This window comes from Neobacillus sp. SuZ13 (assembly GCF_030123365.1).
Classification (GTDB): Bacteria; Bacillota; Bacilli; order Bacillales; family Cytobacillaceae; genus Neobacillus.
In genome coordinates, this window is record NZ_CP126107.1 from 4,830,705 (window position 1) to 4,847,410 (window position 16,706).

Below are 16,706 nucleotides of genomic sequence, written 5' to 3' on the forward strand. Positions count from 1 at the left end.
CTAAGAAATTTATTTTTTTCCTTTTCTTCCGGCACCACTGTTCGAACTGTTACTTCTAGACTTAATGGTATTGGACCTTCTTTCAGATCCTCCACTTCGACCAGTTCTATTTTCTCTTCTGCCTGATTCGTTTCGATTTCGTGGTGTACTTGGTTTTGCTTTTCTAATTCCATGTTTATCTTTTTGAGTACTGTGCTCTCTATTATCGTTTATTTTGCTCTCACTGCCCTCTTTGGTATTTCCCATATTTTGTTTTGCAATCGTGATATTTAGCTCAGCTTCAATTGTTTCAAGCATAGGTCGATCTGTCGAAGTATAAAAGGTAATTGCCAGACCAGTCATCCCAGCTCTTCCTGTCCGGCCAATGCGATGGACATAACTTTCAGTATCTTGAGGGATATCATAATTAAACACATGGGTAACCCCCTCAACATCAAGTCCTCTTGCTGCCACATCTGTCGCAACGAGCAATTGTACCTCTGCATCCCTAAACCGCTTCATCACCCGCTCTCTCTTTGCCTGAGACAAATCCCCATGTAATTCATCGCAAGAAAATCCGTTTGCCTTCAGTACATCAAACAGTTTACTTACACGGCGTTTTGTCCGGCAGAAAATAACCGCTAAAAACGGACGATACGTTTCTACTAGTTGAATAAGCGTGCCTTGTTTTCCACGATCAGTCGTATGAATCGCAATTTGTTTCACTGTTTCAGCAGGTCCTTGGGTTTTTTCCACTTGAATATATTCTGGTTCACGCATATGTTTTTTTGCTAGTGTGCGAATTTCAGGCGGCATTGTTGCTGAAAAAAGCATCGTTTGCCTGCTTGCTGGTGTTTCTCTTATAATATCTTCCACTTCATTGAGAAACCCAATATGGAGCATTTGGTCTGCTTCATCTAACACAAGGTAATCTATTTCTGATAAACGAATGGTTTCCCTTCTAATATGATCCAAGAGTCGTCCGGGTGTTCCTACTACTATCTGCATTCCCCTTTTTAATTTTTTCAGTTGTTTATCAACATCCTGACCTCCATATACGGCTAGAACATCGATACCTGTTAGATCAGAAATTAGTTTTTCAATTTCCTCTGTTATTTGCAGAGCTAATTCTCTCGTTGGCGTTACAATCAGCGCTTGAACATATTCTGCTCCAGGATTAATCTTTTCTAATATTGGCAGGATGAAAGCGAACGTCTTTCCTGTTCCAGTCTGTGCCTGTGCAATTATATCGATATCATCCATTACTAATGGAATTGCTTGTTTTTGAATCGGTGTTGGTTTAGCAATACCATGACCACGTAATTTTTCCACAAGTGGTTCTGAAATACCTAATGATAAAAAATCTGACAAAAATACCCCTACTTTCTATTTAACCAATTAATTTATTTTGATTGTTTTTCAATACAATTGCAAATATACTTTTCAGTCGTTTATCCAAAAAATTAATAAATATTAAGACATTGATTGCCTTTTTCGTTTAAAACAACTATAATCTCAATAAAACCAACTTATTTCATCGGAATAGTAAAAATTAAAATTTAGGTGGGGATTAAATGAACCAACAAAGTTTTGTTATCATTCATGGATTAGGCGGTAGTGGACCTGATCATTGGCAAACTTGGCTGGCACAAGAATTAACCAGAAAGAATTATCATGTACAGTATCCAACCTTCACAAACTTTGATTCGCCTAATAAAAGCGTTTGGCTGAAGGAATTAGCTGCCACACTTCGGATGATCCCAGAAGGAAATGATTTAACCGTCATTACACACAGTCTAGGATGCTTATTATGGCTTCATTATGCTTCTACTCTAAATAAACCAATTGCCAACCGGGTGATTTTAGTCGCACCGCCTTCTCCAAACCACATTATCACTGAAGCAAAATCATTCTACCCTGTCCCTTTGGATGGAAACAATCTAGAGAAAGCAGCTGAAAATACATTATTTATCCACTCATCTAATGATCCTTATTGCAGCTTGGCAGATGCAATAAGCTATTCAAATCTTAGCTTTCCTTCCATCACTATCCCTAATGCAGGTCACATAAATACACAGTCAGGACACGGAAAATGGCCATGGATATTAGATTTATGCCTGGCGGAGGAAAAGCATTCTCTAAATATTTAAAGTATTAGAAGGAGTGATAAAGCTTTCACTCCTTCTTTTTATTTGATTGCTAGAATCACTTCATGCACAGTAAATGATATAATGACTTCGAATTATTTATCTATCTTACCAATATAAATTAATCGATTTTATATATATAAGGAGATGATAAACGTGGATTTGCATCAGTTGTTTGTTTTTACAAAGGTGGTCGAGCACAAAAGCTTTTCTAAGGCAGCAGATGAGATATTTTTAAGCCAATCAACGGTTAGTTCTCACATTCAGGCATTAGAGAAAATGCTTAATATAAAGCTATTTGATCGAGTCGGAAGAGAGAGTATTCTTACTCCACAGGGAGAACGTTTGTATCAATGGGCCCTTAAACTCTTATTAATTAAAGACCAAGCATTGCTCGATATAAAAGAGGGGATGACTGACCTGAGGGGAATGATTCGGATTGCAGCCAGTTCCGTTCCAGGGCAATTTATGATTCCACGCATGGTCAAACAATTTAGGAAACATTATCCTGAAGTGACATTTCATATCAACCAATCCTCATCAAAAATTGTTGCCGAAAAGGTGTTAAACGGATCTGTTGATATCGGTATCTTGGGTGAAAAATATGAAAACGATAAACTTCGTTATATTCCGCTAGTAAAAGAAAAATTAGTCCTAATTACATCGAACCATAACGAAATGGTTGGTCCAGTAAAGATTCGCGATATCTTAAATTATCCATTTGTGATGCGTAATTCAAGCTCAGGAACAAATGCCCTTTTGGAGCGGGTTCTTAAAAAAAATAACATTCAAAAGGAGCAATTAAATATCATTGCTTACACGGAAAGCGGACAAAGCTTGATGCAGTTTGTCATACAAGACATTGGTATTTCCATCATTTCCGAAATCGCAGCAAGAGAATATTCCTCTAACAACATGCTTAAGATGCATGCGATATATGGATTTGACGACGAAAGATATTTTTATTTGGTCTATAACATTAATAAAACACAATCCCTTCTATCAAAACTATTTATAGATAGTGCTGTCCATTTAGTTGACGGCAAACTGGGCTGAGAATGTTCCTCCTCGAGCCCAGTTTGTTGTGTTTATGGTTTTAGAATCACTTTAATACAATCTTCTGTTTTCGTATCAAATACTTCATACCCGCGCTTCGCTTGATCCAATGTCAGCACGTGAGTAAACAAACCTATTTCCTTTTGTTCTATTCCTCATAAATCATCTTTCTCGTCATTCCCCCATCTACTACTAAATTAATCCCTGTTACAAAATTATTTTCACGATTAGTTAAATAAAAACATGCACGAGCAATATCACTTGGCTCGCCAACACGTTTTGAGAAATGCTGTTCATGGTCGAGTTTTGTTAATTGTGATTTATCCCCATTGTGTATCCATCCAGGCGATATAGCATTAACGGTAATTCGATATTCACTTAAGGACGCAGCCAAAGCATGGGTTATCGCAACAATTCCTCCTTTTGAAGCAGCGTAAGCTTCCGAGTTAGGTTCTGACATAAGTGCCCGTGTGGAGGCGATATTGACAATTGATCCGCCAGATTCATTCTCCCGCATATATTTTGCCACTTCCCGTGAACAGAGGAAGGCACTTCTTAAGTTCGTATGAATCACATCATCCCATTCTTCAATTGTTAACTCTAAGGGGGACTTAAACACCCCTTTACCTGCATTATTAATTAGAACATCAATTTTTCCATACTTCTGTTTTGTTACGTCAACTAACCGCATAACATCTTCTTCGCTTCTAACATCCGTCTTTACAAATAGAACATCCCCTCCTAGACTTCGAATTTCTTCCGTGATTACATTACCTATTTCTTCGTCAACATCCGCTAGAATAACTTTAGCCCCCGCTTTGGCATAAGCACTCGCAACACCTCGTCCAATCCCATTGGCTGCGCCTGTTACAATAATCACGTCATTTAAAAATTCCATTGTTTCTCAACTCCCCTTCTTTTAGTTGTATTTAATCATATTTTACGTGTCAAACTAAGTTAAAACATACATGGAGATTTTTTCTATGCAATAAAAATAATATTTGGAAAAAACTATAGTACTAAGACAAATTTGAGGGGGATTCCAATGCCTGAAAAGTGTTTCTATTGCAGCAATGATATTGAAGAAAGACAGTTGCACTATGTATCCTTTATCTCTTCAAACAAAGAAAGAGATGAATCATTGTGTAATGAATGCTATCAAGAATGGCTCGAAGGTTTAAAAGGGTAAAGTTCATATCAAATCGGTTGTGACTCATTCTGGTAATATCCTATGGGTCACAGCTTAACCTGAGGTGTTGCGTCATTGTCCATCAAGAAAAAGATGCCACTGATTTTTTGCTTGTTAGTTTTTTTAATTTTAGTATCTAATAATACAATTCATTTTCTTCGTTCAAAAAATCAGCTGCTTTCAAATAATGAAAGAGAAATTGATATGATCACTAAAGAAGTGTCATTCCAAGTTGAAAATATAAGAGAGGGCTCATTGTATGTTGAAGATATTCTTGGCAGGGATTTAAGGACGGCTTCGTTGGCGATTAAGCACGCCCTGCCACCCAATTATCAGGATATTACAAATGAGCAGCTAAAAAAACTGGCCCAGGAAGTAAGAGTATCACATATAACCCTGCTAGCGAAAACAACAGATGATATTGTTGGAGTCAGATCGTCCGATCCAAAAGAAATTAATATGTCTACAAAGGGGTGGGGATATTGGTATGATGCCTTCGGGCAACTATTGAATTTAACCCCTGTTTCTGTTGGAAAAGGTTTAACCCTGCCCCATTTTTGGTCTGGTCCGATTGAGGTTGCCTCTTCCAATCCAGATCATACCGATAAATGGGGCTATTTTTTTGACGGGACGACGAACTATATTATTAATCCATACTTTCGTGACAATGAAGTATTAGAATATGAGAGACGGTTTGGTCCAGGACAGGTGATTAAAGGTTTTACAAAAGAACGCGGGGTTTTAGAAATCACTGTTTTCAATCCCAAAAACTTTGGCAAAAAGAAAGAAATTGTCCATTTAAACGGAAATAGTTATATTCGGATATCTGCTCAACAAATATGGTATGGCTCATATAAGTACCGTAACGAAAAAGTAGATGCCTCCTATATCAAACGGGCGATAAATTCAAAACAAGTACAATCCTATAAGGAAGATGATATTCAGGGCAGAAATTTGATGAAAACCTTCGTTCCTGTTTATTCCACATCAGAACCATTTGTCATTGGACTTGCCTATGATTATGGACTCATTAATAAGGAACTCATACATGAACTTATGGTTCATGTTCTACTCTCCTTTATCGTTATGTTGATTGTCTTTATTATCAGTTTGATCTTCTCCCGTTCCATTACACAGCCAATTGGGTATATTGTTGAGCAGGTTAATGATATTGCACAAGGTAACTTTGGAAATATACTGCATCTAAATAGAAAAGATGAATTAGGTTTGCTTACAGAAAATGTGAACGCCTTATCGAAAGACTTGCAGAGTTACGTAAATGATTTAAACAAAAGCAAAGAACTCATCGAATATCAGGCATATCATGACCCATTAACTGGTTTGCTAAACCGGAGATTCTTACAAGAAAAGTTAGAATCATTTATCCTGCAGGCCAATCAAACTAGTGACACCCTATCAGTTTTATTCATCGATATGGACCGTTTTAAACAAGTGAATGACTCTTTTGGACATAACAAAGGAGATGAAATTCTTAGAATCATTGCTGAACGGATTATCGCAAGTATACCTAGTGATCATGCAATTATTACTAGGCAAGGCGGCGATGAATTTATAATTTTGTTATTAAGTCATAGTCTAATGGAAACAAAGGCCGCAGCAGAAAAAATCGTCAATAATCTTAAAAAAATATATCTTTTAGATGGCAACGAAATTTATCTTAGTGCAAGTTGTGGTATTAGTTTATTTCCGGAACATACGGACAATATGGATACACTTATTGTTTATGCAGACCTTGCGATGTACTCCGCTAAAAAGCTGGGGGGAAATAAAGCCATCGTTTATTCGGAGAAATTAATTCAATCGAATATCGAAAGACCAAGACTAGAAGCGCGGTTACGGAAGGCAATCGAAAGTGGAAGTGTGGATGTTTATTATCAACCAAAGGTTAATGTTGAATTAGGAGTGATTTTTGGGGCAGAGGCCCTGATAAGATGGAAAGATGAAGAATTAGGATACGTCTCACCCGAATTGTTTATTCCAATTGCTGAAGATATTGGATTAATCCATCCCTTATGGGAATATGTAATGAATGAGGCGTGCCAACAGGTTAGTAAGTGGAATCGAACACGTTCCCTCCCACTATCTGTTTCAGTTAATTTTTCAGCCCGGCAATTTCAAGAACCTTGCAATATGGTAAATCAGGTCAAAGAAATTCTTGCTGCGAGTCAATTGGGTCCTAACAATTTTGAAATAGAGATTACAGAAAGCATTCTCTTAAATAATTCTTCCGAAATTGTCGAATCATTAAAAACCCTTCAGAATATGGGGATTAAGATTTCCATTGATGATTTTGGAACAGGTTATTCTTCCTTAAACTATTTAAAGAATTTACCGATTGATATCTTAAAAATTGATAAATCTTTCATTCAAGATATTCATGAGGATTATGTAAATTCGGAGATTCCTGAAGCGATCATTAATCTTGCACGCAGTCTCCATCTTAATGTAATCGCAGAGGGGGTAGAAGAAGAGTACCAAAAAGAATTCTTACTATCGAAAAACTGCGTACAAATGCAGGGTTACTTATTCAGTAAACCTTTAAATAAAGAAGAATTTGAGCAATTTCTTCAAAGAAATTCAAAATAAAAGTGGAGAGATTATCTCACAAATCTCTCCACTGGGTTAACACTGCTTCCAATATAATCAATCGTCAGGATTTTTGTAGACATCGTTGAAAACTCACTTCTCAAGCCTCGTTCGACAAACTGCCCCTTCCCTTTCTCTGTAAAACAAAGAACAGTTGGTCCTGCACCACTTAGTGCCACTCCGAACGCACCAAGTTCTTTAGCCCTTTCCTCTATCTCCTGATAGGCGCGAATAAGTGGTTTTCGGTATGGATGATGAAAAAGGTCTTGGCCCATCATTTTCCCTGCTAACCCCCAGTTTTGGGTTAAGAGGGCTGCGACCAACAGATTAGCCTTTGAAGAAGCTTGGATCGCACATTCACGAGAAAATTCTGCTGGGAGGACCCCGCGAGAATCCTTCGTTAAGAGAATTTCATCTGGAATGACGGCCACCATCTCAAAAGAAATGTTGGAGATGCTGAGCATGTCTACTTCATTGTCCTGATAAGAGCCGATGAATAATCCGCCAAACAGTGAGGCACCCACATTATCGGGATGGCCTTCCACTTCTGTCGCAATAAGCAATTTCTCTTGCTGAGTTAAACCGATATTACCTACTGAATCCGCAAGTTCAATTCCTGCAACAATTGCTGCGGCACTTGAACCTAGACCACGAGCCAAAGGAATGTCACTGGCAACTTTGATTTGACAAGGCTGTAGATCGATTCCGTATTTACTAGCTGTTTTGATGGCAATCTGTAGGATAAAATTGGTCTCATCTGTAGGGAAGGCATTCAATTCATCACTAACAGATTGAATGTTCCACTTGTCACTTTTCTCGACTTCTAATGTTAAATACAAATCGACAGCTAGGCCCATCGAATCAAAACCTGGACCTAGATTTGCTGTACTTGCTGGTACTTTTATAATAAAACGATCATTTAGGGTCACCCATGGACAACTCCTCGTATATGTTGTGTGACTGATTTTAGGCTAATAATATTGGCCAACTTATAACGATTTTCTTACCACTCGATAGGCACTTTTTATTTCCTTAACCGCATGGAGATCATTCAATTCTAGTAATATTTTATCATAATTGGATAATGATGCTCGATGAGTGACAAGCACAATTTCTGATGTTTCATTTTTCTTAACAGGAAGCTGTAAGATTTTTTCAAAACTGACCCCATATTTTGCAAAAATGGTGGTGATGTCAGCGAAAACACCCACTTCGTCTTGTACATGGATTCTTAAAAAGTATTTAGAGTATTTTTCATCATTATCTTTCAATTGCTTTGGATATTGTGGCGTCACTGCACTTCTTCCATTTACCCCAAGCCTTAGATTTTTTATTACCGCAACTAAGTCTGACACGATGGCCGTTGCTGTTGGCAAACTTCCGGCACCAGGACCATAAAACATGGTCTCGCCTACCGACTCACCGTAGACATAAACGGCATTATACTCATTTTGAACCGATGCCAGCGGATGATTATTGGATAGGAAAGTTGGTGCGACACTAACTTCAACTTTCTCCCCTTCACGATGAGCATAACCTATTAGTTTCATAGTATATCCCAATTGTTTACCATAGCGTAAATCTTCGTCGGTAACCTTCGAAATCCCTGAAACTTGGACATCTTCTAAATCAATATGCATAGAAAAGCCCAATGTAGCTAGGATCGTCATTTTACGAGCAGCGTCCAGTCCTTCTACATCTGAGGTCGGATCAGCTTCAGCAAAGCCAAGCTCTTGTGCTTCTTTAAGGACCTCATCGTAGGTACGTCCTTCTTCACTCATTTTAGTTAGTATATAATTGGTTGTTCCATTTACAATTCCCATAAGTTGTTTAATTCGGTCAGAGGCAAGTCCATCGACTAATCCTCTCAAAATTGGAATTCCCCCTGCTACACTGGCTTCATAAAACAAATCACAGCCGTGTTCTGAAGCAACTGTTAACAGTTCAGATCCGTGTAAAGCCATTAAATCCTTATTGGCCGTGACAACGTGCTTGCCTTGTCTAAGTGCAGTAATTAAGTAATCTTTAGTATCTTGGAGCCCGCCCATTACCTCGATCACTACATCTATTTCTTTATCATAAAGAATTTCGTCTGCATTTGAGGTTAAAAGGTTTGTATCTATTTCTACTGGTCTGTTTTTATGTAAATCCTTAACAAGGACCTTTTTAATAACAACCGGGCACCCCACTTGGTGGATTAATTTATCTTGATTTTTTTTAATAATTTTCACTACACCACAACCAACAGTACCTAAACCTAATAATCCAATCGTGATTGCCTTCATGTTTTACCCTCCTATATATGTCCTTGTATGACGCACATTTGTTTTTCTAATGTAGACATTATATTATTCTCTGAATTTTTTTACAATAGATATGTTTCTATTATTCTATTGTGTAAACGCTTACCACCGCGTCATAGAAGGATAACAATTTTTGAACAAAATTTTTTATCATTAATTTTAATAATTTTATCTTCTTTCCCTTTACAATCCTTAAGGTTTGGTTGTAGAATAATCCCTATATTTAGTTTATTTTTGAATATTCAATTAATTTTACATTTCTATATATGACGAAGACGACATAAAGAATATGACTCAGCAAACGAGGGTGGCACCACTATTTATATACGTCCCTCATAACAAGACAAATCAGTCTGTTATGAGGGGCGTTTTTTATTAGAAAATTAAAGGAGGATTACGAATATGTATAAGGTACTTGTAACCGATGGAATTAGCAGCACCGGATTGAAATGTTTAATTGAACACCCTAATTTTACCGTAGATCGCCAGCCAACACTACCGACAAAGGAATTAAAAAATATAATTGGAGAATACGACGCCCTGATTGTCCGGAGCCAAACAAAAGTAAGTGAAGAACTGCTCAAAGCAGCCGGCCGTCTCCGGGTGATTGCTAGAGCAGGTGTCGGTGTCGATAATATTGATGTGAATGCGGCAACGAAAAAAGGGATCATTGTCATCAATGCCCCGGGCGCCAATACCATTGCAGCAACAGAGCATACCTTAGCGATGATGCTATCACTGGCGAGGAAAATTCCTCAGGCCCACCATAAGACCGTATCAGGGCAATGGGACCGTAACTCTTTTAAGGGTGTGGAATTATACAAAAAAACTCTTGGCGTGATTGGCATGGGTAAAATCGGAACTGAAGTAGCCAAACGGGCAAAAAGCTTTGGGATGAACATTTTAGGTTTTGATCCATACCTGACCGAAGAACGGGCAAAAAAACTTGGAATGATGAAAGCGAGCCTCGATGTAATTGCACAAGAATCAGATTTTATTACCATTCATACACCTCTTACCAATGACACAAGAGGACTGATTAATGATGCGTATTTACGAAAAACAAAAAAAGGCGTCCGATTTGTCAATTGTGCCCGCGGTGGTGTGATCGACGAAAAGTCATTAGTTAGAGCCATTCAGTCCGGCCATGTTGCAGGTGCTGCGCTTGACGTATTTGAAAAAGAGCCTGTTTCCGACCCAGAATTATTGCAGAATCCAAATATCATTGTAACACCACATCTCGGGGCTTCAACGGTAGAAGCACAGGAAAAAGTAGCCCAAGAGGTCAGCGCGGAAATCATTGAGATTTTTGAATCACAGTCGATTCAAAACGCTGTTAATATGCCGCAAATGTCAGGAGAAACACAAGCGAAACTACAGCCGTACCTACTTCTTGGGGACCAAATGGGGCAGCTCGTTATTCAATTATTAAATAAGCAGGCTCCTGCTAAAATAGAAATCAATTATTATGGGAATTTAATTGATGAAGATACAGAATTGTTGACACGTACCATGTTAAAAGGTGTCTTGTCCTATCATTTAAGCGATTCTGTTAATCTAATTAATGCTTTGCACTTACTAAAGGAGCAAGGAGTTTCGTATAATGTCGTTAAAAATGCAACAAATAAAGGATTTGCTAATTATATGGAACTAAGTGTTTCCAATGATATTGAAACAGCAAAAATTGGGGCAACCGTCTTAAACGGGTATGGAGCGAGAATTCTAAAAATCAACCAATACCGAATTGATGTTAAACCCGAAAAGTTCCTATTATATATAAAACATCGAGATGTTCCAGGTATGATTGGCAAAGTAGGTTCACTCTTGGGAGACCATCAAATCAATATTGGCACGATGCAGGTTGGTCGTACGGAAGTAGGCGGTGAGGCAATCATGGTATTAACTGTGGATAAAACATTAAATGCCGACGTCATTCACGTCTTAAAATTAATTGATGGATTAGAAGAAGCACAAGTTCTGGAGTTATCGAACGTGGATACATTTGAACCTGGCCGTGTGGAATTAGAGAAGATAAAAAATATCTAGCGAAGAAACAAGGGATTGCACTGAGGCAATCCCTTTTCTATTTTTCATAATATACCTTTCAAATCGAGCACCGTATCAAGAATGTAGTCTGCTTTATGTTTCTCAAAGTCACTTCTCGCATCTTTTCCTGAAAGGCCGGTTAGAACGGCTGCAAACTGACAGCCAAGTTTTCTTGCTGCTAATAAATCCGCCAAAGAGTCGCCTACAACTAAAACTGACTCAGCATTTTCAAGCGGTAATCTCGTATTTAAACACTCTTGAATTGGTGTCTCCTTCCCAAGCAGCCCCATAATATATGTAAATGGGTGCGGCTTCGATAGCGACATTCGTTCTGGAAGCTCCAATTCCGCCTCTAGCACATCATCAGCAGTTACGATCCGATTTTCACTAAAATGCTTCAACCAATCTAAATGCTGAAATGGCTGAATAGTTTCAAGTTCTGGCCTGCCTGTCCCAATACCAATCATGTATCCTGATGAATTCAGGAATTGGAATAACTCGTCAATTTCCTGCCTAGGGGCTAATGTTGTTTCATTTGCCAAGAAGCCCTTTTTCCCATGTTGAACAGATGGCCTTCCAGTTGAAGCGAAGACATGTTCATCCCCCACATACCACTCTTGGGAAACATGCTCACAAACGGACCAGAGCTCACCCTTATAAAAAATCGAAGTTTCTACCCCCATTTTCTCAGAGGCTAGCTCATTCAAATAACTGAACAACTCCTGCTTCAATGCCTCAGAGCGAGCAAACTCCTTCACAAACAAATCGAAGTTCATCCTTACAGAATAGTTACTTAACACCTTGCCCATCTCAACTAGGGTTTCACGATTGATGGGTGCCTGACACCAGGTATTAATTTTTTCCGATTCAGTATCTTTGATTTGCGAGAGCAGATGGATTAGCTGGTGGCAGAATGAAAGGTAGATCATGTCCCAGTTGGCGTTTAGGCCGCGTGATTTCATAAACTTTAGAACTTTATCGTTTTCAAATACTAAAGCTCTTATTTCCTGGATTTCCTCATCATTATAATCCGTTTTAAACTGCATAGGTTCGAGCCCCAAGTAATTTGGGCTGATCAGCATTTCCCAAACGGTTAGAGCAGAAGCATCAAAATAATGTTCCTCGCTTAATAGTACCCCATCAACGTCAAATAAAATGTTTTTAATCAAGCTCCCCACCCTCATTTCCTCTTACTTTATTACGTTATCGTAACACAGTAGTACAAACAATTTGAAGTAAATTATTTAATATAACAATTAATAGTCTTCCATTGAAACAATCATTATATTGTTTTAAATGCTAAAAAAACAAGCCATTTACGTAGGTTTTCCTACACCTGGCTTGCTCTTAATAAATTTACCCTTTAATTAAACTTTCTTCAAACGGCCAGGCTGGAAGCATTTTCCTTAGTGGTTTGTCCTCACGATAGCCGAGGGCATATTCTCCCTGCATGATGGTGTGGATTTCTCTTGTTCCTTCATAAATTACAGGAGCTTTAGCATTTCTTAAATAACGCTCCACTGGGAATTCATTAGAGAAGCCATACGCCCCGTGAATTTGGACCGCATCGTTGGCAGCTTCAAAGGCGGCGTCACAGGAAATCCATTTGGCTAAGGACGTTTCTTGGGTATTCCGTTTGCCCTTATTTTTTAGCCAGCCGGCCTTAAAAACAAGCAAACGTGAAATCTCTAGATTAGCGGACATTTTTGCAATCATTTGCTGGACAAGCTGGTGCTTGCCAATTTCTTTGCCAAAGGTCTTCCGCTCCTCACAATATTTGACGCTAGCTTCCAGCGAAGCCATAATTGTACCACATGCACCTGCGGCTACTGTAAAGCGGCCATTGTCGAGGGCGGACATAGCAATTTTAAAGCCTTCTCCTTCATAGCCCAACAAATTCTCTGCTGGAACCCTGACATGATCTAAGAATATCTCCCCCGTATTTCCTGCCCGAATTCCCAGTTTTCCTTTTATAGCTTTAGTAGAAAGCCCTGCAAATGTCCGTTCTACAATAAAACAAGAGATTCCATAGTGACCAGCTTTCGTGTCTGTTTTTGCAAAAATTAAGAAGTGATCAGCCACATCACATAGGGAGATCCATGTTTTTGATCCATTTAAAATATAGTAATCTCCATCTTTGACTGCTGTCGTTTCCATGGCAGCCACATCGGAGCCAGCATTCGGTTCTGTTAATCCAAAGGCACCTATCTTTTTACCACTCGCCTGCGGAAGAAGGTATTTTTGTTTCTGCTCCTCTGTACCCCACTGCAATAATGTCATACTGTTCAAACCAGTATGTACTGATACCGCGGTCCGGAAAGCCGTATCACCTCGCTCCAGTTCTTCACAAACAATTGCGAGGGTATTATAGTCCATTCCCACTCCGCCATATTCCTCGGGAATACATACTCCCATTAACTGTAATTCTGCTAATCGTTTTAAAATATTAATTTCAAAATGCCCTTTTTCATCCCACTCCTTGATATAGGGCAGAATTTCTCGGTCTACAAATGATCGAACCACCTTTCTAACGCTTTTTTGCTCTTCAGATAAAGAAAAATTCATGATAAGTTCCTCCCCTAGATAATATAATCTTGTTTCATTTTTACGATTTCAGGCTTGGAATAACCCAGTTTAAGCAGGACTTCATCTGTATGCTCACTGTGCAAAGGCGGATGCCTATCGATTTTTACTGGCGATTTTGAAAACTTTAATGGTGAACCCACAAGCATTAAGTCAGAAATCGTTGGATGCTCTATCTTCACAACCATTTCCCTTGCGATCGCTTGTTCAGAATCCAAAGCCTCCTTCACATTGTTAATCGGTGCATTGGGAATTCCTGCTTCATCAAGTAACACTTTCCACTCCGCCCTTGATTTCGTCTTTAATTTTGCTGCAATGATTTTTTCCAGGTCATCCTTTTTTTGCAGGCGACCTGAATTTTTTTTATACTGGTCACTTAAAAGGACTTCATCTTCAAGCATGATTGCTAGTTTCTGATATTGTCGGTCATTTCCAACGGCAAGGATAAAGTCGCCATCGTTTGCGGCAAACAATTGATATGGAACTATATTGGGGTGCGCATTACCCAGCCGTTCAGGGATCATCCCAGAGCATAAAAAATTACTAGCGACATTCACTAATGCAGCCAACTGGGAATCAAATAATGAAATATCTATTTCCTGCCCCTCTCCAGTCTGATTGCGGTGCTGAATGGCTCCTAAAATACCGATACAAGTAAAAAGACCAGTGAGTACATCTGCTATGGCAACACCGACCTTTGCAGGCTGTCCATCCTTTTCACCTGTAATGCTCATCAAACCTGACATGGCTTGAATCATATAGTCATAGCCAGGAAGATGGGAATTAGGACCGGTAGTGCCAAAGCCACTGATTGAGGCTAAAATAATTCCTTCATTAACTTTCTTCATTTCCTCATATCCGAACCCTAATCTGTCGAGGGTTCCTGGCTTAAAATTTTGAACAACAACATCAGCATCACAAACGAGCTTTTTTAAGATTTCAAGGCCCTTTGGTGTTTTTAAGTTTAAAGTGATCCCCTGTTTGTTTCGATTAGCACACAGATAATAGGCACTCTCTCCTTCTAGAAAGGGCGGTCCCCAGCCCCGTGTTTCATCTCCAAAATCGACACTTTCAATTTTGATTACCTCAGCCCCCATATCGCCTAAGATCATCGTGCAATAAGGACCTGCTAGCACGCGCGATAAGTCTACAATTTTTAATCGGTGGAGCGGCCCTGCCATTTTTCTGTCTCCTTTCTTTCAAATTAGTAAATTAATAAATTGATTCTATTTAGAGACAAAAGGAAGCAAATCTATCATCTGGACTTCTCCAAAATAAAAGCCAGCGAAACAATCAATAGAAAAAAACAAAAACTCTGATCGTCTCGCTGGCATTTTTTTAAAACGCTATTATAAATCCAAACCTATCGATATATATTTTACTTCTAAAAACTCTTCAATGCCGTAGTGTCCACCTTCACGTCCCAGACCACTCTCCTTAAAGCCCCCGAATGGTGCTTGAACGACTGAAGGCAGGGCATCGTTTAGGCCAATGATGCCGTACTCTAGCTGTTCCGTTATTCTAAATGAACGGCTTAAATTTTCTGTATACACATAGGCAGCTAATCCGTAACAAGAGTTGTTGGCACGTTCAATAACTTCTTCTTCGGTTTTAAAAGTGGAAATCGGAGCGAGTGGGCCAAAGATCTCATCTTTCATACATTCCATCTCATCATTAATATTGGTCAAAATTGTAGGTGCATAGAAATATCCGTTATTTTCGGCTGGGGTAAGCCCGCTATAAATGACTTTTCCACCTTTCTCAACCGCATCCTTAACCAGCCCATCTACTTTTTTATAAGCGGCATGATCAATTAATGGACCAATATCCGTTCCCGCTTCCAGTCCGTTGCCGACTTTTAGCTTTTCTAATTCTGCTTGAAAAAGCTTAGTAAATTCATCTACAATCCCTTCTTGTACATAAACACGATTCGTACAAATGCAGGTTTGACCAGCATTTCGAAATTTTGATTGGACAAGTCCTTCAGCGGCTTTCGCTAAATTTGCATCATCCATCACAATAAATGGGGCATTCCCGCCAAGCTCGAGGGACACCTTTTTGACAGTATCAACGGCACCACGCATTAACGTCTTTCCTACCTCGGTTGACCCTGTAAAGGTAATCTTTGTCACGCGCGAATCCTTCAGCCACACTTCACCAATTTCCGACGACCTTCCAGTAATCACGTTCAGCACCCCTGCAGGAATGCCTGCTTCATGGGCTAGCTCAGCCATTTTTAATGCTGTAAGCGGCGTTTGGTTTGCAGGCTTCACAACAGCCGTACAACCTGCTGCTAGGGCAGGTGCTACTTTTCTCGTAATCATGGCAGCCGGGAAGTTCCACGGAGTAATCGCTGCAATCACACCAACCGGTTCTTTTCTAACTAGTATTCTTTTATGTGGATGTGTTGCTGGAATCGTCTCACCATATACCCGTTTCCCCTCTTCGGCATACCAAGAGATAAAGCCATTTGCATACTGAACTTCACCCAGCGCTTCTTTAAGTGGTTTACCTTGTTCAATTGTCATGATTCGAGCAATTTCATGCTTGTTTTCCTCAATTAAGTAAAACCATTTCATCAAGAGTTGATACCGCTCATCCGCAGTTTTTTTCGACCAGATTTTAAAGGCTTTATGAGCAGCATCCACCGCTTGTTCTGCTTCATAAGCACCACCTGTTGGCACAGCACCAATTACTTCTTTTGTAGCTGGATTATTAATTTCAGTTAAAACCTCATAATCATTGCCAACCCATTCCCCATTAATATACATGGGATAGATTTGATAATTTTTATTT

At 39.1% G+C, this 16,706-nt stretch carries 13 protein-coding genes; 5 read left to right on the forward strand and 8 right to left on the reverse strand.

What is annotated here, in order from left to right; translation table 11 throughout:
• Positions 1-9: 9 nt before the first annotated feature.
• Entirely contained in the window at positions 10-1,350 is a 1,341-nt protein-coding gene (locus tag QNH17_RS23955; RefSeq protein WP_283875563.1) for a DEAD/DEAH box helicase, read from the reverse strand.
• A 203-nt stretch (positions 1,351-1,553) separates the two neighbouring features.
• On the opposite strand from QNH17_RS23955, the gene QNH17_RS23960 reads away from it, so the two are divergent.
• Complete coding sequence (locus QNH17_RS23960; protein ID WP_283875564.1) at positions 1,554-2,129, forward strand: RBBP9/YdeN family alpha/beta hydrolase; 576 nt, start codon at positions 1,554-1,556, stop codon at positions 2,127-2,129.
• A gap of 153 nt (positions 2,130-2,282) precedes the next feature.
• Positions 2,283-3,182 carry a selenium metabolism-associated LysR family transcriptional regulator gene (locus QNH17_RS23965; protein ID WP_283875565.1) on the forward strand — a complete coding sequence of 300 codons (900 nt, stop codon included), beginning with the start codon at positions 2,283-2,285 and terminating at the stop codon, positions 3,180-3,182.
• Between the two features lie 148 nt (positions 3,183-3,330).
• Here QNH17_RS23965 and QNH17_RS23970 read toward each other — a convergent pair whose 3' ends face one another.
• Positions 3,331-4,080 (reverse strand): glucose 1-dehydrogenase, encoded by a 750-nt coding sequence (locus QNH17_RS23970; RefSeq protein ID WP_283875566.1) that lies wholly within the window; start codon positions 4,078-4,080, stop codon positions 3,331-3,333.
• A gap of 147 nt (positions 4,081-4,227) precedes the next feature.
• Here QNH17_RS23970 and QNH17_RS23975 point away from each other — a divergent pair, with 147 nt between their 5' ends.
• On the forward strand, positions 4,228-4,371 hold the full coding sequence (locus QNH17_RS23975) for a hypothetical protein (protein WP_283875568.1): 144 nt from the start codon (positions 4,228-4,230) through the stop codon (positions 4,369-4,371).
• Positions 4,372-4,446: 75 nt separating this feature from the next.
• Complete coding sequence (locus QNH17_RS23980) at positions 4,447-6,978, forward strand: putative bifunctional diguanylate cyclase/phosphodiesterase (RefSeq protein ID WP_283875569.1); 2,532 nt, start codon at positions 4,447-4,449, stop codon at positions 6,976-6,978.
• A gap of 11 nt (positions 6,979-6,989) precedes the next feature.
• On the opposite strand, the gene thrB is transcribed toward QNH17_RS23980, so the two are convergent.
• Both thrB and QNH17_RS23990 read right to left on the reverse strand, forming a co-directional pair.
• Positions 6,990-7,907, reverse strand: coding sequence for a homoserine kinase (gene thrB / locus QNH17_RS23985; protein ID WP_283875570.1), 918 nt, complete (start codon positions 7,905-7,907; stop codon positions 6,990-6,992).
• 60 nt (positions 7,908-7,967) lie between these two features.
• The gene (locus tag QNH17_RS23990) at positions 7,968-9,263 is read right to left on the reverse strand and encodes a homoserine dehydrogenase (RefSeq protein ID WP_283875572.1); all 1,296 of its coding nucleotides are present in this window, start codon (positions 9,261-9,263) and stop codon (positions 7,968-7,970) included.
• A gap of 420 nt (positions 9,264-9,683) precedes the next feature.
• Here QNH17_RS23990 and serA point away from each other — a divergent pair, with 420 nt between their 5' ends.
• Positions 9,684-11,327: a phosphoglycerate dehydrogenase gene (serA, locus tag QNH17_RS23995; protein WP_283875573.1), complete on the forward strand. Its 1,644-nt coding sequence runs from the start codon at positions 9,684-9,686 to the stop codon at positions 11,325-11,327.
• Positions 11,328-11,371: 44 nt separating this feature from the next.
• Here serA and QNH17_RS24000 read toward each other — a convergent pair whose 3' ends face one another.
• From QNH17_RS24000 to QNH17_RS24015, 4 genes are all read right to left on the reverse strand, one after another.
• The gene (locus tag QNH17_RS24000; protein WP_283875575.1) at positions 11,372-12,496 is read right to left on the reverse strand and encodes an HAD family hydrolase; all 1,125 of its coding nucleotides are present in this window, start codon (positions 12,494-12,496) and stop codon (positions 11,372-11,374) included.
• Positions 12,497-12,683: 187 nt separating this feature from the next.
• A complete protein-coding gene (locus QNH17_RS24005; protein WP_283875577.1) occupies positions 12,684-13,892 on the reverse strand; it encodes an acyl-CoA dehydrogenase family protein in 1,209 nt (402 codons plus the stop codon).
• Positions 13,893-13,906: 14 nt separating this feature from the next.
• The gene (locus QNH17_RS24010) at positions 13,907-15,091 is read right to left on the reverse strand and encodes a CaiB/BaiF CoA transferase family protein (RefSeq protein WP_283875579.1); all 1,185 of its coding nucleotides are present in this window, start codon (positions 15,089-15,091) and stop codon (positions 13,907-13,909) included.
• Positions 15,092-15,259: 168 nt separating this feature from the next.
• The gene (locus tag QNH17_RS24015; RefSeq protein ID WP_283879582.1) at positions 15,260-16,681 is read right to left on the reverse strand and encodes an NAD-dependent succinate-semialdehyde dehydrogenase; all 1,422 of its coding nucleotides are present in this window, start codon (positions 16,679-16,681) and stop codon (positions 15,260-15,262) included.
• Between the last annotated feature and the right edge of the window lie 25 nt (positions 16,682-16,706).